20 protein-coding genes are annotated in these 22,245 nt (G+C 59.5%); 19 read left to right on the top strand and 1 reads right to left on the bottom strand.

What is annotated here, in order from left to right:
* Positions 1-542 precede the first annotated feature (542 nt).
* The 9 genes from OJ965_RS13540 (at position 543) to tssC (ending at position 11,762) form a co-directional block, all read left to right on the top strand.
* Positions 543-1,136: an SH3 domain-containing protein gene (locus OJ965_RS13540; protein ID WP_046101640.1), complete on the top strand. Its 594-nt coding sequence runs from the start codon at positions 543-545 to the stop codon at positions 1,134-1,136.
* A gap of 23 nt (positions 1,137-1,159) precedes the next feature.
* On the top strand, positions 1,160-1,654 hold the full coding sequence (gene tssJ / locus OJ965_RS13535) for a type VI secretion system lipoprotein TssJ (protein WP_009090760.1): 495 nt from the start codon (positions 1,160-1,162) through the stop codon (positions 1,652-1,654).
* A gap of 5 nt (positions 1,655-1,659) precedes the next feature.
* Positions 1,660-3,000, top strand: coding sequence for a type VI secretion system baseplate subunit TssK (gene tssK, locus OJ965_RS13530; RefSeq protein WP_009090759.1), 1,341 nt, complete (start codon positions 1,660-1,662; stop codon positions 2,998-3,000).
* Between the two features lie 17 nt (positions 3,001-3,017).
* Positions 3,018-4,256, top strand: a complete 1,239-nt coding sequence (locus OJ965_RS13525) for a DotU family type VI secretion system protein (protein WP_046101641.1) — start codon at positions 3,018-3,020, stop codon at positions 4,254-4,256.
* 3 nt (positions 4,257-4,259) lie between these two features.
* Entirely contained in the window at positions 4,260-7,889 is a 3,630-nt protein-coding gene (tssM, locus tag OJ965_RS13520) for a type VI secretion system membrane subunit TssM (protein WP_154927829.1), read from the top strand.
* Between the two features lie 14 nt (positions 7,890-7,903).
* On the top strand, positions 7,904-8,620 hold the full coding sequence (tagF, locus tag OJ965_RS13515; protein ID WP_009090756.1) for a type VI secretion system-associated protein TagF: 717 nt from the start codon (positions 7,904-7,906) through the stop codon (positions 8,618-8,620).
* Between the two features lie 10 nt (positions 8,621-8,630).
* Positions 8,631-9,653 (top strand): type VI secretion system protein TssA, encoded by a 1,023-nt coding sequence (tssA, locus tag OJ965_RS13510; protein WP_009090755.1) that lies wholly within the window; start codon positions 8,631-8,633, stop codon positions 9,651-9,653.
* Positions 9,654-9,732: 79 nt separating this feature from the next.
* Complete coding sequence (tssB, locus tag OJ965_RS13505; protein WP_009090754.1) at positions 9,733-10,266, top strand: type VI secretion system contractile sheath small subunit; 534 nt, start codon at positions 9,733-9,735, stop codon at positions 10,264-10,266.
* Complete coding sequence (gene tssC, locus OJ965_RS13500; RefSeq protein ID WP_140924263.1) at positions 10,263-11,762, top strand: type VI secretion system contractile sheath large subunit; 1,500 nt, start codon at positions 10,263-10,265, stop codon at positions 11,760-11,762. Before tssB ends, tssC begins: the two co-directional genes overlap by 4 nt.
* Positions 11,763-11,863: 101 nt before the next feature.
* Here the strand turns inward: tssC and OJ965_RS13495 are convergent, their stop codons facing one another.
* Entirely contained in the window at positions 11,864-12,103 is a 240-nt protein-coding gene (locus OJ965_RS13495; RefSeq protein WP_154927828.1) for a hypothetical protein, read from the bottom strand.
* A gap of 320 nt (positions 12,104-12,423) precedes the next feature.
* On the opposite strand from OJ965_RS13495, the gene OJ965_RS13490 reads away from it, so the two are divergent.
* The 10 genes from OJ965_RS13490 to tssG all read left to right on the top strand — a co-directional run bounded on the left by OJ965_RS13490 (position 12,424) and on the right by tssG (position 22,214).
* Positions 12,424-12,906 (top strand): Hcp family type VI secretion system effector, encoded by a 483-nt coding sequence (locus OJ965_RS13490; RefSeq protein WP_009090751.1) that lies wholly within the window; start codon positions 12,424-12,426, stop codon positions 12,904-12,906.
* 48 nt (positions 12,907-12,954) lie between these two features.
* Positions 12,955-13,446: a type VI secretion system amidase effector protein Tae4 gene (locus tag OJ965_RS13485; RefSeq protein ID WP_009090749.1), complete on the top strand. Its 492-nt coding sequence runs from the start codon at positions 12,955-12,957 to the stop codon at positions 13,444-13,446.
* Positions 13,443-13,802: a T6SS amidase immunity protein Tai4 family protein gene (locus tag OJ965_RS13480; protein ID WP_265136321.1), complete on the top strand. Its 360-nt coding sequence runs from the start codon at positions 13,443-13,445 to the stop codon at positions 13,800-13,802. Before OJ965_RS13485 ends, OJ965_RS13480 begins: the two co-directional genes overlap by 4 nt.
* Before the next feature lie 435 nt (positions 13,803-14,237).
* Positions 14,238-16,109 carry a type VI secretion system-associated FHA domain protein TagH gene (tagH, locus tag OJ965_RS13475; RefSeq protein WP_265136319.1) on the top strand — a complete coding sequence of 624 codons (1,872 nt, stop codon included), beginning with the start codon at positions 14,238-14,240 and terminating at the stop codon, positions 16,107-16,109.
* Positions 16,106-16,897 carry a PP2C family protein-serine/threonine phosphatase gene (locus OJ965_RS13470; RefSeq protein WP_046101647.1) on the top strand — a complete coding sequence of 264 codons (792 nt, stop codon included), beginning with the start codon at positions 16,106-16,108 and terminating at the stop codon, positions 16,895-16,897. Before tagH ends, OJ965_RS13470 begins: the two co-directional genes overlap by 4 nt.
* Positions 16,898-16,907: 10 nt before the next feature.
* On the top strand, positions 16,908-17,888 hold the full coding sequence (locus OJ965_RS13465) for a hypothetical protein (protein WP_140028380.1): 981 nt from the start codon (positions 16,908-16,910) through the stop codon (positions 17,886-17,888).
* A 16-nt stretch (positions 17,889-17,904) separates the two neighbouring features.
* The gene (locus tag OJ965_RS13460) at positions 17,905-18,732 is read left to right on the top strand and encodes a type VI secretion system accessory protein TagJ (protein ID WP_265136315.1); all 828 of its coding nucleotides are present in this window, start codon (positions 17,905-17,907) and stop codon (positions 18,730-18,732) included.
* On the top strand, positions 18,722-19,297 hold the full coding sequence (gene tssE, locus OJ965_RS13455; RefSeq protein WP_009090738.1) for a type VI secretion system baseplate subunit TssE: 576 nt from the start codon (positions 18,722-18,724) through the stop codon (positions 19,295-19,297). The genes OJ965_RS13460 and tssE overlap by 11 nt, the downstream gene beginning before the upstream one ends.
* A gap of 2 nt (positions 19,298-19,299) precedes the next feature.
* Complete coding sequence (gene tssF, locus OJ965_RS13450) at positions 19,300-21,171, top strand: type VI secretion system baseplate subunit TssF (protein WP_265136311.1); 1,872 nt, start codon at positions 19,300-19,302, stop codon at positions 21,169-21,171.
* The gene (gene tssG, locus OJ965_RS13445) at positions 21,168-22,214 is read left to right on the top strand and encodes a type VI secretion system baseplate subunit TssG (protein WP_009090735.1); all 1,047 of its coding nucleotides are present in this window, start codon (positions 21,168-21,170) and stop codon (positions 22,212-22,214) included. Before tssF ends, tssG begins: the two co-directional genes overlap by 4 nt.
* The last annotated feature ends 31 nt before the right edge of the window (positions 22,215-22,245 follow it).

Below are 22,245 nucleotides of genomic sequence, written 5' to 3'. Positions count from 1 at the left end.
TGCACCAAAACCGTGCCGTTGAATTTTCGTCAGTCTTATGTAAACTTGCAGCTAATATTTACAAATGGATTTTGGTTTCAGGCTCACGGGCAGGATTTTCCTGACTCGTGCGGTAGCTATGAGAGATCATGGATTGATAAAGTGTTTAAAATGAACAACTAACAGCGGTCAGGGAAGGGTGGCTGGTGCGGTCTGCTTAAACTTTCAGCGACATCTGAATTGTCAGCTCGAAAGTTTTTCTGTCATGGATGGCTTAAGTAATCTCTGGATTTACCCTGCCTCAGGAATTTTGTCGGAAAGAAATAGATCAACAATTTGATCATTTACATTCAGGCGTAATTTCTTCCCGTCTCTGCCTTAGCCTGCCGAAGTCGCTTTTCATACTTAATCTTTGTTGATCGTTTTTCAGCAGTGCAGACGCTAATTCAGCGCAATCTGCTTAATGATTGCTTTTTGGTCTGGTACTAATCAGCGGCCAGACATTTAACACCCTCCGATTTTCATTACTGACACCCGGCCCCTGGCCACTCTTCTAGGTACGAATGGAACACAACATGAAAAATATGGTGAAGCTCCGCATTGCATTAGGCCTGATGGTTGTTTTCTCTCTTGCGGGCTGTAAAACGCCCCCAAAAATGACGGATGACACGCTGGTGACCAGCACAGTCGATGGCGTGGCGATCAGCCACCGCTATGCGATTAAACCGCCAGCCCAGTTCACGCCGGTGAATCAGCCCTACCGTGCGCTCTATCCTGCCTCGGTAATGAGTCAGCCTAGCTTCGGCGGCAAAGTGGTTGAGACCCTGAAAAGCGGTGACAGCTACACCGTCATTGGTCAGGTAGAGAACAACTGGCTGGCGCTGGGTGAACCGGCTCAGGCCGCTGCGGAACCGGAAAAGGACGCCGCCAGCGCGAAAGAGGCGACGCCACCGGCTGCGCCACAGGCCTCCGTTAAGCTGGCAGGCTATGTGCCGTTCCGCGCCGTCGTGAAAAGCGAGCTTTACGATCAGACCGTGAAAGCCGATCAGCCAAAACGCCGTGCACGCAGCAGCAGCAAGAAGAAGACCTGCGTCGCGGTCAACGGTGACAGCACTGCCTGCCAGAACAGCAGCAGCGGAACCTGGATCATTAACTAATCGCACTGAGCAGGGAGGGCAGGATGATGATGACACGACAACTGCGCGCGGCGCTGATCGGCGTGATGGCCTGGCTGCTGGCAGGCTGCAGCAGCAGTACGCCGCCGGTGGCCTACTACAACCTGGATGTGCAGGCGCAGAACCAGGTTAACGGCGGTGCGCCGCTGAAAGTGCGGGTCATGTTACTGACCTCCGACGCGGATTTCATGTCGGCCGATTTCTACTCCCTGCAAAACCAGCCGGCGACCGCGCTGGGTAGTGCGCAACTGAATACGCAACAGTTCTTCCTGACGCCGGACCAGCGCAGCAAAACGCTGCGCATCCGGAGTCTGCCCGAGGCGCGCTTCATCGGCATCATGGCGGAATACCAGGCGCTGGATGGCAAAGTCTGGCGGCTGTCGCTGCCGGTCCCGGAAGGCGATGCCCCGGCATTCTGGGCGTTCTGGAAACGTAACGATGGCGAGCTGAATGCCCGCATCGTCGCGGGCGTTAATGGCCTACGAGTGGAAAAACAGTGATGCCTATGAACAGAGCCGAAAAGGTGGTCTGGACCGAGGGGATGTTTCTGCGTCCTCACCATTTCCAGCAGTCAGAAAATTATCTTCTCAGTACCCTGCGGGAATGGGGTCAGTCCCAGCGCCCCTTCACCTGGGGTTTTTACGATCTGGAGTTTGATGAGGCGCTGATGCGTCAGGGCAAACTGGCTCTGAGTGCCGCCAGCGGCTGCCTGCCGGACGGCACCTTCTTTGCGTTCAGTCAGCCCCGGCATGGCCCGGCACCGCTCGATCTGCCTGCCACGATTGACCGCAGCAAGGTCGTGCTGGCGATACCGGCCCGCCGCAACGGACGTGAGGCGGTTGCCTTCCAGGAGTCTCAGGATTCTCTGGCGCGCTATCTGGCCTGGGAAGCGGAAGTGGAAGATGACAACGCTCAGGCGGTGGGCAGCGCGACCGTGCAGTTTGGCAAACTGCGGCTGCGTCTGATGCTGGAGCAGGACCTGACCGCTGAGTGGACCGCAATGGGCGTGGCGCAGGTGATTGAAAAACGCAGCGACAACCATATCCGGCTCGACAGCGACTACATTCCACCGATGCTGACCCTCAACAGCAGCCGTCCGCTGCAGAACATGTTCAACGATCTGCACGGGCTGATCCAGCAACGCAGCCAGCAGCTGAGCCAGCGGGCGCCCGGCACAGGCCGCTTCAACAGCGCCGATATGGTCGATTTTATGCTGCTGGCGCTGCTCAATCGTCAGCTTGGCCTGCACAGCCATCTGCAGCATCTGCCGCTGCTTCATCCGGAGACGCTCTACAGCCACTGGGTGCAACTGGCGGCAGAACTCAGCACCTGGACGCCCGCCCGCGCCCCGGACGGGCTGCCGCTTTACGATCATGACGATCTGCAGGGCTGCTTCAGCCGCCTGTCACTGCTGCTGCGTCAGGGACTGTCACAGGTGATGGAGGAGAGCGCCATTCAGCTGCCGCTGATCCAGCGCTCACACGGCCTCAATGTCGCGACCGTGCCGGAAAGCAGCATGGTGCATGAGTTTGGCTTTGTGCTGGCGGTTAAAGCCAGCGTCCCCGCCGACACCCTGCAGACCCACTTCCCGGCGCAGATGAAAGTCGCGCCGGTCAGCAAAATCCGCGATCTGGTGCAGCTGCAGCTGCCGGGTCTGGCCCTGAGGGCAATGCCCGGCGCGCCGCCGCAGATCCCGTGGCATGCCGGTTACAACTATTTCGAACTGGATAAGAACAGCGAGCTATGGAAAGAGATGGAGCGCTCAGGCGCTTTTGCGCTGCACCTTGCCGGTGAGTTTCCAGGCCTGAACATGGAGTTCTGGGCCATCCGCAGTCAGTCAGAATAATAAACTGAGCACGCAGCATGATGCAGGAACACGAAAAATCACACAGCGACATTGCGCCGGATGCCAGCCATCAGAATGTGCTGGTCGCGGCGGCGAATCCCCTGATTAATGCCATTCCCCAGATCCGACATTCCGTCACCCATGACGACCCGGCCCAACTGCGCCAGCAGCTGATCGACCAGATCCGGCGCTTTGAACTGAGCTGCCAGCAGTCGGGGCTCGGCTATGAAGTGATTATCGGCGCGCGTTACTGCCTCTGCACGGCGCTGGATGAGGCGGCGGCGCTGACCCCCTGGGGCAGTCGCGGCGTCTGGACCAGCAACGGTCTGCTGGTCACCTTTCACAACGAAACCTGGGGCGGCGAAAAGTTTTTCCAGCTGCTGGCGAAGCTGTCACAGAACCCGCGTCGTCACATCCTGATGCTGGAACTGATCTACTTCTGTCTGGTGCTGGGATTCGAAGGGCGCTATCGGGTGCTGGACAACGGGCGCTCGCAGCTGGAGACCATCAAACAGCGGCTGCTGCAGATGATTAAAAGCGTGCGCGGCAGTTATGCGGCGGCGCTGTCACCGCACCCGACCGATCAGCCGGTACTGCGCAAACTCTGGCGGCCGATGATTCCGCTGTGGGCCTGCGCGGCCGTGGCGGGACTGGCTGCCTGCCTGTTTTATATCGTGCTCAACTGGCGTCTGGGCGATTACACCTCGCCGGTGCTGGCGCGTATCTACCAGACGGCCCTGCCGGAAGTGAAGATCGGTAATCCGGCGCCGCCTCCGCCTGCCACGCTGAACCTGCGCGCCTTCCTGAAACCGGAAATTGATGCCGGGCTGGTGGCGGTGCGCGACGAGGCGGACCGCAGCGTCGTGACGCTGAAAGGGGATGGGCTGTTTGCATCGGCGGCCACCGAGGTGCGTGGACGTTATACCGACGTCATCCGGCGTATCGCCGCCGCCATGAACAACGTCAGCGGCCAGATTCAGGTGATTGGCTACAGCGACAACGTGCCGATTCGCAGTGCGCGCTTCGCTTCCAACTTTGAACTCTCTCTGGCGCGTGCCGAGTCGGTGCAGAGCCTGCTGCAACAGCAGCTGGCGCAGCCTTCAAGGGTGAAAGCGGAAGGGCGCGGTGAAAGCAATCCGCTGGTGCCAAACACCAGCGCAGAAAATCGTGCACGTAACCGTCGGGTTGAAATTACGCTGCTGGTAGCACCGGATGCGACCCACGCCGAACTTAACGGCCTGGCGAGAGGGAACTGATCCATGCTGAATATCCTGTTTGCGGTACTGACCAGCCGCCTTGCGTGGGGCTTTGTCGGCATCACCGCGCTCTCTTTTATCATCTGGGTCATCGGCCCGGTTTTCTCTATCGTAGACTCGCGTCCGCTTGAGCCGGAGCAGAATCGCATCATCAGTATTGCGCTGCTCTATCTGGTGTGGGGCCTGGGGCAGGCGATCCCGCGGTTTTATAACTTCTGGCTTAACCGCAAACTGATGTCGAGCCTGGAAACCGGTAAGAGTGACGCCCCGGAAGCGGACCGGCAGCGGCTGACCAGCGAAGAGCAGGTGCTGGCAGGGCGCTTCTCAGAAGCCACAGAGATGCTGAAAAAGGCGCACTTCCAGCGTCACAGCAGCAAGGGGACACCGTTCTGGGCGCAGCGCTTTGGCCGCCAGTATCTCTACCAGCTGCCGTGGTACATGATTATCGGCGCACCCGGTGCCGGTAAAACCACCGCGCTGGTCAACTCCGGCCTGCAGTTTCCGCTGGCGGATAAGTTCGGGAAGTCGGCGCTGCGCGGGATTGGCGGTACACGCAACTGCGACTGGTGGTTTACCAATGAAGCTGTTCTGCTCGACACGGCGGGGCGTTACAGCACCCAGGAGAGTCAGCAGGAGCGCGACGCCAGCGAATGGCACCACTTTCTCGGACTCCTGCGCAAATATCGCGGACGTCAGCCGATCAACGGCGTGGTCGTCACCCTCAGCGTCTCCGATCTGCTGACCCAGTCGCCTGAAGCGCTGCGCAACCAGGCGCTGGCTTTGCGTCAGCGCCTGATGGAGCTGCATGACCGACTCGGCATCCGCTTCCCGGTCTATGTGCTGGTGACCAAGGCTGACCTGCTCAAAGGGTTCCGCAGCTACTTTGCCGCGCTGGATAAAGCGCAGCGTGAACAGGTGTGGGGGTTCACCTTCCCGTGGGCGCAGGCCTCCGCCGCCGATTTTGAGCTGAATAACCAGTTTCAGCAGGAGTACTCCCTGCTGCAGCAGCGGCTGGAAGCGGGGCTGGCGGATCGGCTGCTGACAGAGAGCGACGCGCAGGCGCGGGCCGAGAGCTATCTGTTCCCGCAGGAGTTTGCGGCACTGCGTCCGGTGCTGGCAGAGGCGCTTGACACGCTGTTTGCCCGCTCTGATTTTGAAACCCAGTTCGCCCCGCGCGGCATCTATTTTGCCAGCGGCACCCAGGAAGGTCTGCCGTTTGACCGGGTGATGGGGGAGCTGAACCGTGCACTCAATCTGCCGAACCAGCAGGCGGGTGAGTCGGGAAGCTGGGACCATGTCGATAAAGAGGCGCCGATCCCGCAGAACAAAGGGCAGAGCTTCTTCCTGAAAGGGGTGCTGGAAAATGTGATTTTCCAGGAGTCTGGCCTGGCGGGCAGCAACCGCTGGTGGGAGCTGCGCAACCGCGCCGGTCTGTGGTCGGGCTATCTGGCCCTGCTGGTGCTGTTACTGGTGGCTGGCGCGCTGTGGCTCACCAGCTACAGCAAAAACAAAGCCTATCTGCAGGAGATGGCTGCCAAAACGCCGCAGGTGGAGCAGCTGGGCGATCGGTTACAGCAGCAGGTCAATGGCGATCTGTTTGCGCTGGTGCCCTATCTCAACACCCTGTTGCACCTGCCGGAGAGCGCCGACTTCTCGCTCGATTCGCCACCGCTGACGCGCCGGATGGGGCTCTATCGCGGCACCGAGGTCAGCGATGCAACCCGGGCGCTCTATGACAAAGCGCTGAAGCAGCTGCTGTTGCCGCAGGTGGCACAGAATATCACCCGCTGGCTGCGCAATGACAATGGCAGCGACGCTGATTACAGCTATGAGGCGCTGAAGGCGTATCAGATGCTCTACCAGCCAAAGCATTACGATGGCAAGTTCCTGCAGGCGTGGCTGATGCTTAACCTCTCCCGCGAACTGCCGCAGAACGTCACGCAGCAGCAGGTAAAACAGCTGGCATGGCACCTGCAACAGCTGCTGGAGACGCAGATCCAGTCGTCGCCTTACGCGAAGGATGAGGCGCTGGTCAGGCGCGAACAGACGCTGATTAACCAGATGCCGCTCTCACAGCGGGTTTATGGCCGACTGAAGCGGCTGCTGCAGCGCAACGGCACGCTACAGCCGGTCACGCTGTCGGCGCTGGGTGGGCCGCAGAGCGAGCTGGTGTTTTCACGCAAAAGCGGCAAGTCGGTCAACGACGGGGTAGAGGGGCTCTACACGCCGGACGGCTACTGGCAGCAGGTAGATAAGCAGATCGCGCCGGTCACGCAGGCGCTCTATAAGGACGATCTCTGGGTGCTGGATGGGGCCGCGCCCCAGCAGAAAAGTGAGGAGATCGACCTCGCGGTGCGCCAGCTCTATGTGCAGGACTATATCCGCCAGTGGGAGCAGTTCCTCAGCGATATCCAGCTCAATAGCAGCGCCGATCTTTCACAGCGTATCAACACGGCGCGCCTGCTCTCAGGCAATCACTCACCGCTGCGCCAGATGGTCATCAACCTCAGTAAACTGCTGACGCTGAACCGGGCACAGCCTGATGAGAAAACCGCGCAGGCGCAGCAGCCGTCAGATAACAGCGCCACCCGCACGCTGGAAGCGCTGTTTACCTCGCCCGACGCCAGCGCCGCGCGTGGCCAGGCTGCCGCGCAGGCCGCACCGGAACAGGCTGTGGCGTTGCACTTTGCGCCGATTCTGGAGCTGGCGCAGCCGTTACAGCAGGGCAGCAAGGTGCTGGCAGTCGATGATTTCCTGCATCAGATTGACGACCTTTATCGTTACCTCACGGCGGTGCAGGATGCCGCCAACAGCGGGATGCCGCCACCGGCCAGCGATGCGATCAGCCGTCTGCAGGCCAGCGCCGGTCGCCTGCCTGGGTCGCTGCAGAACATGGTTTCCAGCATGGCCGTGGGGGCCAGCAGCGATGCTCAGCGTCGCGACATGGATAACGTCCGCAAACGCATCACCATGGAGGTCGGCAGCTTCTGCCGTCAGGCGATTGCCGGTCGCTATCCGCTGGTGCGCTCTGCGCGCAGCGAGGTAACCCCTGACGACCTGGCCCGGATGTTTGCGCCAGGCAGCGGCATGATGGACAGCTTCTTCCGTGACAACCTGGCGAGCAAGGTGGACACCACCCGCGCGGCCTGGCGCTTTACGCCGGGCATCGACGGTAAAACCCTGCCAGGCGGCGAAGCCCTGCTGCGTCCTTTCCAGCAGGCGCAGTCGATTCGCGATGCCTTCTTTGCCAACGGCGCAACCACCCCAGGCTTTCGCGTGACGCTGCGCACCGTCAGGATGGACAACGATATTCTTAACCTGACGCTGGATGTGGATGGACAGATTCTGCGTTACAGCCACGGCCCGCAGGCGGTTCAGCTGGTCAGCTGGCCCGGTCCCGGCGGCACCAGCCAGGTGCGGATGCAGCTCGGTCTGACCAACGGCACCACGTCCACCCTGGTCACCAGCGGCCCGTGGGCGCTCAATCGATTCTTCGACCGCGCCCGGGTGACGGCGGCTGGCGGACTGACCCGCGAAGCAACGTTCAGCGTGGAAGGCCATCAGGTGACGCTGTCGTTTACCCCTGGCAGCATTCGTAACCCGTTCCAGCTTCCCGGCTTTAGCTGCCCCTGAAACAGGATCCGACAATGACTCAATACGCTGCACCCTGCTGGTACGGCAAACTGCCCAGCGCGGGTGACTTTGTAAAGCGCCGCTTTCCGGACGTGCTCTATCGCCAGTGGTCCAGCTGGTTTCAGGTGGGGCTCCACCACTGGCAGAGCAATCAGGAAGGCGATAACGCGCCTTCACGGCCGTTTCTCAACGCGCCGGTATGGAACTTTGTGGTGCCCCCGATGCTCGGCAGCCAGCTCATCCAGATGGGCTGCCTGATTGCCGCGCGTGACAGCGTGGGGCGTAACTACCCGCTCTGTGCGCTGCGTCATTTCACCCCGGCCGAGTGGTCACCCGCGCTGCTGGCGCGTTCCGGTGAGTGGTATCAGCAGGTGGGCAATACACTGCTGCGGGTGGTGCAGGGCGGCGGCTCACCGGAGCAGCTGGACCAGGCGCTGCTCAGTATCCCGCAGCCGCAGCCTCCTCAGGCGTCAGACGAATCGTCAGACATTCTCAACGTGATCGGGCATGGCGACACCCCTTCGACGCTGAACTGGACGCTGCCGGGCGAGAACTTTGACCCGCAGTTCTACACCAGCTTCTGGTGGACGAACCAGAGCGACGGGTTTCCGCTTTATACCCAGGTGCACAGCGGTAACTTCACCGCCCAGCTTTTTTCCCTGCTGTTTGATCCGGCCGGTGGGGCAAAGCCGGGACGAAACGGACTTTATCCCCCGATGTTTGAATCCTGAGGCGATACGCATGACGACCAATATTGAGGCTTTGCTGGCTCCGGTCAGCGACGACAATCCCGGTGGGGATAACCTGGAGTATCACGCCGATTTTCAGGCGATGGAGCAGGCCAGCGCCGGTAAAGCGGAGCAGCAGTTCGGCAGCACAATCATTCCGGCGGAACCGGCGGACTGGAACAAAGTGGAGAAACTGGCGATCGCGCTGCTGGAACGCAGCAAAGATCTGCGGGTGATGCTGGCGCTGACTCACGCCTGGACCGAGCTGAAAGGGCTGCCGGGCTACGCACAGGGCCTGAAACTGATTGAGCAGGCCTTACTGCTTTACTGGGAGCCGCTGTGGCCGCGGCTGGAAGAGTATGGCGAACAGGATCCTTTCTACCGCATCAACGCGCTGGCGCTGCTGGGTGACAAGTCGCCCCTGAGCAGCGCGGTGCGCCAGAGCTGGCTGCTGCGCTACCCCTCCGATGGGATCACGCTGCGCGATGCCGCTGCGCTGTGCGACGGCAGCAAGACAGAGGTGGCTGACTATCCGGGTGGCCTGCCGCGTCTGATCGACGAACTGGCGCGGGGCGATCAGCCCGGCATTGAGGCGGTGCTGCAGATTCATGAGCGGCTGCAGACCATCTGCGAAACCGTGGCCGAACGGCTGGGCGACGCCGCCGTGCCGGAACTGACGCAGCTGCGCAGGCAGATTGCACTGATCGCCGAGCGCGGCGAGGCCACCGACCTCAGCGCCCTGGTCCCCACGGCAGCGGCGACGGAACAGCCGGCTGAAACCGCAGCAGCGCCTGCACCGGCGGCACTCCGTGCAGCCACTGACTGGCGCAGTGTGCAGATTGGCTCCCGCGCCGACGCTCAGCTGATGCTGGAAAAGGTAAAGCTCTATTTTACCCAGCACGAGCCGAGCCATCCGGCACCACTGATGATCGACCGGGTTCAGCGTTTAATCGAACGCGACTTTCTGGAGATCATCCGTGAACTGGCCCCTGATGGGGTGCATCAGCTGGAAACCATTTTCGGCCGTCGCGATTAAGCAGACATAACGCACTCACACAGCGGGACCTGCGCGCCTGCTGTGACACTTTATCCGCGCATCATTAATGGAGAAAACCATGGCAACAAGCAAATCCAGTGGGCAGAAGTTCATTGCCCGCAATCGCGCGCCTCGCGTTCAGATTGAATATGACGTGGAAATTTATGGCGCGGAACGCAAAATTCAGCTGCCGTTTGTGATGGGCGTGCTGGCGGATCTGGTGGGTAAACCGCTGGAGCCGCAACCGGGCATCGACGAGCGTAAATTCCTTGAGATCGACATCGATAACTTCGATGAGCGCATGAAAGCCCTGAAGCCGCGCGCCGCTTTCCAGGTGGATAACACCCTGAACGGCGAAGGCAAACTGAACATTGATCTGACCTTTGACAGCATGGATGACTTCTCGCCGGATGCCGTAGCCCGCAACGTTGAGCCGCTGAGCAAATTGCTGGAAGCGCGTACCCAGCTGGCCAACCTGCTGACCTACATGGATGGCAAAAACGGCGCGGAAGAGCTGATTGGTAAAGTGCTGCAGGACCCGACGCTGTTACAGGCCTTGACCCATCTGCCAAAGCAGGGTGACACCACTGACGCAGAGGAGCCTAAAGCATGACCCAGACTTCACAACAGCCGCAGTCCCAGGGCGCGGCCAGCTTCAGTCAGGATGAGTTCAGCGCGCTGCTGAACAAAGAGTTCCGGCCAAAAAGCGATCAGGCACGTGCTGCCGTGGAAAGCGCGGTAAAAACCCTGGCGCAGCAGGCGCTGGAAAATACCGTGACCGTCTCCAGCGATGCCTATCGCACCATCCAGGCACTGATCGCGGAGATTGATGAAAAGCTGTCACAGCAGGTAAACCAGATTATTCACCATCCGGAATTTCAGTCGCTGGAGAGTGCCTGGCGTGGCCTGAGCTACCTGGTGAATAACACCGAAACCGACGAGATGCTGAAAATCCGCTTCATGAGCATCTCCAAACAGGAGCTGGGTCGCTCCCTGAAGCGCTACAAAGGCGCTGGCTGGGACCAGAGCCCGCTGTTCAAGAAGATTTATGAGCAGGAGTATGGTCAGTTCGGCGGCGAGCCGTTTGGCTGTCTGGTAGGTGACTACTATTTCGATCACAGTCCGCAGGATGTTGAGCTGCTGGGTGAGATGGCACGTATCGGGGCGGCAGCGCACTGTCCGTTTATTACCGGTACCGCGCCGGAAGTGATGCAGATGGAGTCCTGGCAGGAGCTGGCGAATCCGCGTGACCTCTCCAAGATTTTCCAGAACACCGAATATGCCGCCTGGCGCAGTCTGCGTGAATCGGAAGATGCCCGTTATCTGGGGCTGGTCATGCCGCGCTTCCTGTCGCGTCTGCCCTATGGCATCCGCACCAACCCGGTCGACAGCTTCGATTTTGAAGAGCAGACCGACGGTTCCGATCACAGCAACTACGCGTGGAGCAACGCCGCCTACGCGATGGCAGCCAACATCAACCGTTCGTTCAAAGAGTATGGCTGGTGCACCGCGATTCGCGGCGTGGAGTCAGGCGGGGCGGTTGAAAACCTGCCGTGCCACACCTTCCCAAGCGACGACGGCGGCGTGGACATGAAGTGTCCGACCGAAATCGCCATCAGCGATCGCCGCGAAGCGGAGCTGGCGAAAAACGGCTTTATGCCGCTGGTGCATCGCAAAAACTCTGACTTCGCCGCCTTTATCGGTGCGCAGTCACTGCAGAAGCCGACGGAGTATCACGATGCGGATGCCACGGCCAATGCCCGTCTGGCGGCGCGCCTGCCTTACCTGTTTGCCTGCTGCCGCTTCGCGCACTACCTGAAGTGCATCGTGCGTGACAAGATCGGCTCCTTCCGCGAGCGCGATGAGATGGAGCGCTGGCTGAACGACTGGGTGATGAACTATGTCGATGGCGATCCGGCTAACTCCTCCCAGGAGACCAAATCACGTAAGCCGCTGGCGGCGGCTGAGGTCAATGTGGAAGAGCAGGAGGATAATCCGGGCTACTACGCTGCGAAGTTCTTCCTGCGTCCGCACTACCAGCTGGAAGGACTGACGGTGTCACTGCGTCTGGTTTCTAAGCTGCCGTCACTGAAAAATGACAACGCCTAAAGGGTGAGAAGGGGCGCGATGCTGGAGTCTGAATCTGCATCGCGCGCTTCCCTGCTGATGAGGCTATTAACCGGATGTTTGCTTGAGCCTGGTGTGCAATGCTATGCCCGGTCTTTTTCAGACTGAGTGCGTTTGCGTACGATTTTTACCAGTATAAAAGTCACCGCGACGCAAACTGCGATGAAAACGGCTTTACCGGCAATCAATCCGAGTGAACAGGCATTGAAATGCTCATAGCGAGAAATGAGATATAGCGACCCGACAAGATCAGTGATCGAATAAAGTGAAAGTAGTGACATTAATATGGCGAGGAAAAGTAAGATGATTTTCTTCACGCTCATTCCTTTTTTGAGCAATTGACAGGCCCGCTACTATAAACTTTGCATGATATTACTGTCTACAGAATGGCCGGCTGCAATCTCAGGCGAATGGAAGAACATTAATTCGCATGTCAGATTTCGCTATGAATAAGCGAGAAATAAAAGTATTTGTCCGATTTAAAAAACGGGCAGCAAGAAGTCTGAAATAGCGTTAATGACGCTATTTCAGAAGCAAGGCAAAGGTAAAATATGGACTGTTTTATTCAGCCCCATGCTTTTCTTTTTGCCATATCCTTGCTTTTTTGAAAGCAATAATCTCAACCAATAAAGAGTGAAAGATAATGGCTATTGATATGTTTATGAAGGTTGACGGTGTCACCGGCGAGTCTAAAGACTCTAACCACACTGGCTGGACCGATATTACCTCTTTCTCATGGGGTGCCTCTCAGCCAGGCAACATGTCTGTTGGCGGCGGCGGCGGTGCCGGTAAAGTTAACTTTAACGACCTGCACGTTAACGCCCTGATCGACAAATCGACCACGGCACTGCTGAAGAACTGTGCCAGCGGTAAGCATCTCGCTAAAGTTGAACTCTCTATCTGTAAAGCGGGTGGGACTCAGGTTGAGTATGCACGCATTACTCTGGAAGATGTGCTGGTGACCACCGTTAATTACAACGGTTCTGACAACGGCGATACGCTGGGCATGACCTACTCCTTCCAGGCTTCTAAAGTGAAGCAGCAGTACTGGGAGCAGAGTGCTTCCGGCGGCAAGGGCGCAGAAAGCAGCGCCGGCTGGGACATCAAAGGCAACAAAGAAGCGTAATCGCTTTATGCCGCCTCCCTTCGGGGAGGCTTTATCAGGAGTTTTGCTATGGCACATTTAAGACCTCAATTTTCTGCCGCCTGGAACCGCTTCTCTGAAGTCAATGTTTCGGTAGAAAAGGTAGGGGAAAAGTTGGGTGGCAATGTGGAAGCTAACATTGCCTCCGGGATTTTCCAGAATGCATGCCCAATCAGAATGAGCTATGTTCTTAATTACACGGGCGTTCCTGTTCCGGCTAACAGTCGTTACGCTACCGTGACGGGAAAAGATAAAAAGCGATACATGTTTCGCGTTAACGATATGATGGACTTTCTGGTATCTGTTTTTGGCAAACCCGACCTGACTGTAAGATCGCCGAAACCCGCTTCATTTAATGGTAAGCAGGGGCTGATTGTCTTTCAGGGGAATGGCTGGAGCAATGCCCGGGGACACGTAACACTCTGGAACGGAAATATCTGCTCTGATAGCTGTCACTTCCTGGGGGGTGCGGAAAATGGTACTTTTGTTCCTGATGTTGCCTCTCTGTGGATACTGAAATGAAAAAGGTTCTGATACTACTGGCTTTGATCTCATCCCCTGCAGCGCTGGCAATCACGCCACCTGCTGTCAACTCCTTTACGCAATCTCAAATTTTCAGTAACTGGCTGCTGAGTCGTTGTGCAGGGAAGGTTTCTGCTGAAAAAGCATTCACTGATGATGCCTTTAAAAGCGCATCAGCCTGGCTGGAGGCAAGTCATCTTCCCGTGGACGCATTCACCGACGGGGATAAATTGATTAGCGCTTATCTGAAGATGAACCTGACCGGCTCAGTGGCAGGAAATTTTAATATGATGAAATGCACTTTGCTGTATCAAAGTAAGGATGCGAACGCTCTCTACAATAAATATAAAAAGTAAGAATTTCCTCAAAAAATTACAGATGTCGCCGTGCTCATTTTAAAGAATAGAGTGGATGTTATTCCCTGTTAATAAGGCTGCTAACAGAATATAAAATAAAGATGATGCGTTTCGTTCGCACTGAAAATGTCAGGCGAGAGGCGTATGCTGTTGTCCAGCAATCTCCTGCTGCTGATATATCGTGGATGTCTGAGAGTTGGGTGCTTTCCCAGATCGTTTTCACAATCAGCTTATTATGGATGGCGCTATCGTCTCTGTTTATTTATGTAATGAATTAACGACGATATATTTTTCTGCCCAGTAAGCCGTGCTGCCATCAATACGTTCCCGATTAATACTGTCTGCCAATAAAAACCTTCCCGCTCCCTATACCCCGCACCTTTCCCTGAGAGGTGCGCACTATAGATGCCGAACCGCTAACCGCAGGAATCCGTTATGCGCTTTACGATAATAACGACTAAACCGGGCCAACAGCCGCCGCAGACCCATTGTGACTTCTTTCCGCCCGGCGGCACCATTGGTCGCGGCGTGGACAACAATCTGGTCCTGCCAGATGACGACCGTACACTCTCCCGACTGCAGGCGATTGTGCATATCACCGCCAGCGGTGAGTGCCGCCTGACCAACCGTGGCAATGTGACGCGGGTGCTGCTCAACGATATTCCGCTTGAGCGTGGCCGTCAGGTCGAGCTGCAGGATGGGGACATTCTGGGCATTGATGATTATCAGCTGCGGGTCAGTGACCTCAACAGTGCGCAGCCGCCGCAGACGGAGAGGACGGCTCCGCGCCCTGAGCCGGTGCGCCCTGCGTCGGTAGTGCCTGAGCCGCCGGTGGAGAAAACCGCGACGGCGGCCATTCCCAGCGAAATCTGGGACAGCCTGGCGAAAGAGTTTTCCATCTCGGATGATCTCTCTAAGCGCAAAGCCGCGCCGGAACTGCCGGAGGCACATCCGCTGACCGCGCCTGCCGCGCCGGAGCGTAACCCGGAAGATCCGCTCTCCCAGCTGGCTAATGACGCGCCGCTCGATTTTGGTCAGCAGCCTAAAAACAGCAGCCTGTTTGATGAAGGCGATGCGCTGTTCGCCCGGGAAAGCATTTTTGACGACAGAACGCCAAGCACGCTCTCTGCTCAGCCGAAGACGGCGGCACCTCAGGCTGAAAAGCCCGCCGCTGAACTGGACCCGCTGAGCCTGTTTGAGGGTGAAAGCAGCATGGATGCGCGCAACCATGACGACCCGCTGGGACTGATGATGGGCAACGCGGTGCCCCTGGCACAGCCGGAGCCGCAGACCGCGAAACCGGCCACCCTGCATGTGCCCCCGGAAGCCCCGGCCAGCGTGAAACCGGCGACCGGACGTCCGCCGGAAGCGGTGCCTGCCACGCCGGATGCGCAGGACTTTTCGATGCTGTTCAGTGACGCACCACCACTTCAGCAGGCAGCAGAGAGCCAGCCTCACCCTGAAGCGCCGGGCCAGACGCCCCTGATCGAAGATGAAGACGCCGCTCAGCCCGACGCGGTCACGCCGCAAAATGAGTATGGCGGGATTACGCTGCCTACGCCGCAGGCCGTACAGCGCGCACCTTCACCGACGCCAAAAGGGCGGCTGCGTATCGATCCGGTCGCCTCGGGATATCAGCCTGCCGCCACGGAACAGCCGTCGACCGCCGGCCAGAACAGCGGCGACGCCCTGAAGGGGGAACTGCTGGATGCGCTGCTGGAAGGGATGGGTCTGCGTGACCTGCAGCCGACGCCTCAGTTTGACCGGGAACAGATGCTGCAGTTTGGTCAGATGCTCAGCATGTTCTCGCAGGGGACGGTCGCGCTGCTCTCATCGCGTTCGATTCTCAAGCGCGGCGTCAAAGCTGACATGACGGTGATCCTCGACGACGCTAACAACCCGTTCAAGCTGCTGCCGTCAGGCAAGACCGTCCTGATGCAGATGTTCGGCAGCCGGATGCCGGGCTTTATGCCGCCGCGTCAGGCCGTGCGCGATGCGCTGATCGACCTGCAGGCCCACCAACTGGGGATGATCGCCGGGATCCGCGCCATCATCGCCTCCATGCTGCAATCCTTTAATCCGGAACAGCTGGAGGAGGAGGCGCGCCAGGCGGGATCGGTGTCACGTATCGGCCTGCCGGGCAGCCGCAAAGCCGCCCTGTGGGAACATTTTGTTGAGCGTTACGGTGAGACGGCGGGCGAAATCGAGGACGATTTTCACACCCTGTTTGGCGAAGCGTTCCTGCACGCCTATGACCTGGAAGTCAATCAGTACAAAGACTCACAAACCCACACGGATGACGCATGAATATCACTATTGCCTCGACGTCGAATCAGGGCGATCGCGCCAGTAACCAGGACCAGATCGGTGATGTGATCGGCAAGCGCTCCGCCTGCTTTGTCGTGTGTGATGGCGTGGCGGGATTTCCCGGCGGCGAGATTGCCGCGTCGATCGCCCGCAGCAGCCTGCTGGAGGCCTTTGATGGCAATGCGCATCTTGATGCGCAGTCGATTCGCCGCTATGTCAATCACGCCAACCACGCCATTCGTCAGCAGCAGAAAGTCAGCAGTGAACACAGCCGGATGGGTACCACGATGGTCAGCCTGTTTATCGACCGGGACTACCATCTGGCCTGCTGGGCCCACGCCGGGGACAGCCGCCTCTATCTGTTCCGGCGCGGTTATCTCTATCTGGTCACCACCGATCACAGTCTGGTGCAGCAGATGAAGGATGCCGGACACCGTACCGAAGGGATCAACAGCAATCTGCTCTATTTTGCGCTGGGAATGGGTGATGAGCAGCGCGACGCCAGCTACAGCGACGTGGTGGAGATTGAAGATGGCGATGCCTTTCTGCTCTGCACCGACGGTTTCTGGCACGGCGTGTCGCTGGAGCAGATGCAGCAGTCGCTGCACATGGTGAATACGCCGGAAGAGTGGCTGACGCTGATGCAGCAGATCATTAAAAACGACCAGCCGGATGCCGGACAGCAGGATAACTTCAGTGCGCTGGCCGTCTGGATTGGGTCACCTCAGGACACCACTTTACTGCACTCGCTCTCTGAAGCGGCGCAGTTCTTCCCTCTGCGAGATTGAGAACGCCAACATGAAATATGGATTACTGGGTCTGGCAGCGCTGCTGCTCAGCACGCACGCTTATGCTGAAAACTATCGCATCGTCCAGTCCCCGGCACAGAAACTGGATGTCTGGATCGATAACGTAAAAAACAATCAGCTGTCGAGCTGGTGTAACAGCACGATCTCTCTGCGGATCGTCACGCTGGGTGAAAAAGACCCGGCGGTGCTGAAAACCTTCCTGCCGCGCGTTGCCGGATTGATGGCGTCCCAGTGTAAACCGCTGCAACAGTTGCACTGGCAGCTCACCGACGCGCAGGGCAGTGAAATCGCGACCGGCAGCGCTGCCAGAGCGCAGCAGTGGAAAACCGTGGTTACGCCGCCTGCAACACCGCCTGCGACACCGGCCGCCACGGCCGCCGCCGTGCCTGCCGATCCGCTGGTCAACGCCGCGCAGGCAGACACCTCGCCGTGGCTGCAGTTCAGTCTGCTGGATGGCTGCCATTTCCGCACCTGGTGGCAGCACCCGGCTCAGGGTAGCGCGCTGTTTGTTCCGGCAAAGCAGGGGCTGGTCTGCGGGTCGGATGGCTGGCTCAGCGGACACAGCAGCCTGACGCAGCAGGGTAACGGCGCGACGGCGCAGGTGGGTGTGACCTTCCTGCAGGGCTTCCCGGTCATGGGGCTGAGCAATCAGTCGGCGACCACCGAACTGCACATCACTACGGTCAACAGCGAGCGGATGGTGCTGAGCAACGAAAAATCACCGGACAGCTGGCTGATACTGCCGTTCAGCAACCGGTTTAACGGCTGGCAGGCCAGCCCGCAGGTCGTCGTACAGATGCCGGTCAGCGAAGCTGCGGATGAGAGCGCGGTCGCGGCACGTCTGCAGGAGGTGCGCAAAGTCTGGTCGCCGTGGATCAGCGGCAATGCGGCGCTGAGCGTGAAGCTGGTGGAAAAGCTGCATCCTGAACTGAAAGATCCGGCCGCTGCGGTCTATCGCACCCTCAACTGACGCAAAAGGAGTTTGCATGGAAACCTTACAGCATCGTCTGGCCAATGCCTCGCTGAGCGAAGCGCTGGCTGATGTTACCCGCCAGATCCAGGCCTCTCCGGCCAGCGCTGACCTGCGGGCCGCGTTTGTGCAGCTGCTCTGCCTGGCAGGCAACTGGTCGCGGGCGCAGACCCAGCTGCAATCCTGGCTGGCGTTAAGCCCGCAGGCGCAGCCGACGGTGAATCTTTTGCAGCAGGCGATTGCCGGTGAGCTGCAGCGCGACGCCGTGCTGCGTGGCGAGGCGCAGCCGGTGCTGCCCGGCAGTGCCTGGCACTGGTGCGACACGCTGCTGGCCGCACTGCAGGCGGAGGCAGAGGGCGATGCCGCACGTGGCTCTGCACTGCGTGCCGAAGCACTCGAACTCGCTGCCGCGAATCCCGGCAGCGCCACTCAGCAGGATCAGCCTTCGGCCTTCAGCTGGCTGATGGATGGCGACAGCCGCTTCGGGCCGGTGTGTGAAGTCATCAATCAGGGCCGTTACTACTGGATCCCGTTCGCGGCGATCCGTGAAATGCAGTTTCAGGCGCCCGCCAGCGTCACCGATCTGGTGTGGCGTCATACGCGCGTGCAGCTGATTGATGGCAGTGAGCAGGTGTGCCAGATCCCGGCGCGCTATCCGCTGCTGGCGGGGGCGGATGAACGTTTTCTGCGTGCCGGTGCCACCGAATGGCAGCCGCTGGGCGACGATCCGGATCAGTTCATCGGTCAGGGACAAAAAATGTGGCTCACCGACAGCGCAGAGTTTTCGCTGCTGAGTCTGCAGCAGGTCCTGTTTGATAACGTTGAGAGTGCTGATGAGTCATGATTCAGGCGGGCAGAATGACGGCTATGCCCAGCTGCATGGCGGCTTTCGTGCGCGCAAAAAGCGCGATGCGTTAACGTCCCGCGACAAACTGCAATCCTCGCTGCTGGATCGTCTTACCGACAACGCGCCGGAGAAGCAGCAGGAGGCGGAGAACAGCATGCTGATTACGCACAGCACGCTGCGCCGCCACGTTCTGCGCGATCTGCAGTGGCTGTTTAATACCATCAATAACGAAGCGCAGCAGGATCTCAGCGGCTTTGATCAGGTGCAGCGCTCGGTCTGGAATTTCGGCGTGGCACCCCTGGCCGGACAGAATGTCTCCGATATCGAGTGGCAGGATATCCAGCGTAAAATGACCAACGCCATTCTCCACTTCGAACCGCGCATTCTGCCGCAGGGCCTGCAGGTGCGGTGCGTGAGCGATCTCAGTTCGCTCAGCCTGCACAACGTGCTGTCGATTGAAATCAAAGGGCGGCTCTGGTGTGTGCCTTATCCGCTGGCGTTTCTGTTCCGCACCCAGGTTGATCTGGAGAGCGGCCATTTCGAACTTCAGGATGCAGGGTAATCATGGACAGCAATCTGCTCGACTACTACAACCGCGAACTGGCCTATCTGCGTGAGATGGGGGCGGAGTTTGCGGCGCGCTATCCCAAAGTGGCGGGACGTCTGGGCATGCGCGGCATCGACGTGGCGGACCCCTACGTCGAACGGCTGATGGAGGGATTCGCCTTTCTGACCTCCCGCGTGCAGCTGAAGATGGATGCGGAGTTTCCGCGCTTCTCGCAGCGTCTGCTGGAGATGATTGCGCCTTCCTATCTGTCGCCGACGCCGTCGATGGCGATCGCCCAGCTGACCCCGGACAGCCGGAAAGGGGACATCACCCAGGGATTCCATGTGCCGCGTGGCACCATGATGGAAAGCCAGAACCTGAAAAAAACCGGCGTCACCTGCAGCTATACCACCGCCCAGGATGTGATGCTGCATCCGCTGCGCATCAGCGAAGTCACGCTTGGCGGGGTGCCCGGCGATCTGCCCACGGGGGAGCTGAAACTCAGCGGCCTGGGGGCAGCCAGTGCACTGCGCATCCGCATCAGCTGTGAGGGGATCTCCTCGCTGAGTCAGCTGAACGTGGATGACCTTATGCTGTTTCTCAGCGGCCCGGATATTCAGGCCCTGAAACTGCTTGAGCTGCTGATGGCGCACCGGTTGGGCATCGTGCTGCAGTCCGTTGAGAAACACCCTCAGCGTCAGGTGCTTTCAGATGATGCCCTGCAGCAGGAAGGGTTTGCGCCGGAGCAGGCGCTGCTGCCGGACGATCTGCGCAACTTCGACGGCTATCGTCTGTTGCAGGAATATTTCGCGTTCCCGGCGCGCTTCCAGTTTATCAGCCTGAACCAGCTTGCGCCGTTTCTGCGCCGCTGCGACAGCGCCCAGGCATTCGAAATCATCATTCTGCTCGACAAGGCAGACAGTGGGCTGGAGAGCGTGGTCGATCACAGCCACCTGGCGCTGCACTGCACCCCGGTCATCAACCTGTTCCCGAAAACGGCAGAGCGCCTGAAGGTCAGCGACAGTCAGCACGAATATCACCTGGTGGTGGATAACATCCGGCCGCTGGATTATGAAGTGCATTCGGTGCAGCGCCTGTTCGCCACTATTGAGGGTAAGCGTGAAGAGCAGGTTTTCCGCCCCTTCTGGAGCACCTTCAGTGGCGATCAGGGCGACTATGGCGCCTACTTCTCGCTGCGCCGCGAGCAGCGCACCCTGTCTGAACAGGCGCAGCGCTATGGCACCCGCACCGGCTACATCGGTTCAGAACTCTTTCTCTCGCTGGTGGATGAGCATCACGCGCCGTGGCGCGATGAGATGCGCTATCTCTCCGCCGAAGTGATGTGTACCAGCCGCGATCTGCCGCTGATGCTGCAGCAGGACCAGGGCAACTTCGTCATGCCGGACTCCATTCCGGTGGCGGAGCTGAAGCTGTGCAAAGGCCCGACGCCGCCGCGTCCGGCCCTGGCCGAGGGGCTTTCCGCATGGCGGCTGATCAGCCATCTGCAGATGAACTACCTCAGCCTGATGGACAGCAGCGACGGAGAGGGCGCGGCGGCGCTGCGTCAGCTGTTAAGTCTCTACGCCAACCTGGCGGAAGCACCGGTTGCCCGCCAGATTGACGGCATCCGCCACTGCACGCTCAGCGCCGTTAACCGCCGCGTGCCGGAGCCAGGCCCGGTGGTGTTTGCGCGTGGTGTCAGTATCACGCTGGAGGTGGATGAGCAGGCGTTTTCGGGTGCCAGCCCGTGGCTGCTCGGCAGCGTACTGGAGCGGGTCTGCAGCCGCCTTGTGGCGCTGAACAGCTTCACCGAGTTCACCCTCAACAGCCAGCAGCGCGGCGAAGTCGGCTACTGGCCGCCGCGCATGGGCCGGAAGGCGCTGATATGAGTGGCGAAAAAGTCATTACGCTGCCACGACTGACCCGCCTGCCGGACGATTTCTGGCAGAAGGTGATGGCCGCGCCGTGGCGCTACGATCTGTTCCAGCTGCTGCGGCGGCTGGATGCGCAGGGCGGGCAGCGTTATCCGCTGGGCCGTGCGCCGCTGCCGAAGTTTGAAGCGGTGCGCATCGGGCAGACGCCGTCACTGGCGTTTGCTCCCTCTACCGTCGCCAGCGCCGCGCCGCGGGAGGAGACGGGACGCCACGATCTTTCGATTTACAGCTTTGGTCTGTTTGGCCCCAATGGTCCGCTGCCGACCCATCTGACCGAATATGTGCACGAACGGATTGTGCATCATCAGGATCACAGCCTGTCGGCATTTGCTGACCTGTTTCATCATCGCGCCACGCTGCTGTTCTATCGCGCCTGGGCGGATGCGCAGCCGACGGTCTCCCTGGATCGGCCCGACGACAGTCGCTTTCTGAACTATCTTGCCTGCCTTGCCGGCATCGGGTTGCCGGCCCAGCAGCAGGCCAGCTCACTCAGCCTGCATGCGCGGCTGATGCTGGTGGGGCATCTCAGCCGTCACGGTCACGACGCAGAAGGGCTGGTGCGCATTCTGCAGCACTATTTCGGCGTGCCGGTCAGGCTGACGCAGAACCTGCCGCACTGGCTTACGCTGGACAGCCGCGATCAGGCCCGCCTGGGTGCGGGACGCCATATGCCCCGGCTGGGTGCCTCCGCTTTTCTCGGCGTGGCGGTACGCGACGTACAGCATCGTTTCCGCCTCCATCTGGGGCCGCTCAGCGCCGCGCAGTATGCCCATTTCCTGCCTGATGCCCCCGGCGCGCGCGAAGTGCGCGACTGGGTACGTCACTACCTCGGCATCGAAATGCAGTGGGATCTCAGTCTGATCCTCGCCGCAGATGAGGTCGGGGGCGTGGCACTGGGTGGCGGTGCCCGGCTTGGTTATACCAGCTGGCTGGGGCAGATGCCGCAGCCGCAGGATCGCGAAGATTTTATATTTGAGGTTGAGGCTGCCTCGCGCTAGCCCAGCCGCTTTCCCTGTTACACAGCCTGCG

The sequence above is a fragment of the Pantoea anthophila genome, assembly GCF_026104315.1.
In the GTDB taxonomy this organism is placed as follows: domain Bacteria; phylum Pseudomonadota; class Gammaproteobacteria; order Enterobacterales; family Enterobacteriaceae; genus Pantoea; species Pantoea anthophila.
The sequence above is the reverse complement of the archived record's forward strand: the minus strand, read 5'-3'. Positions and strand labels throughout refer to the sequence as shown.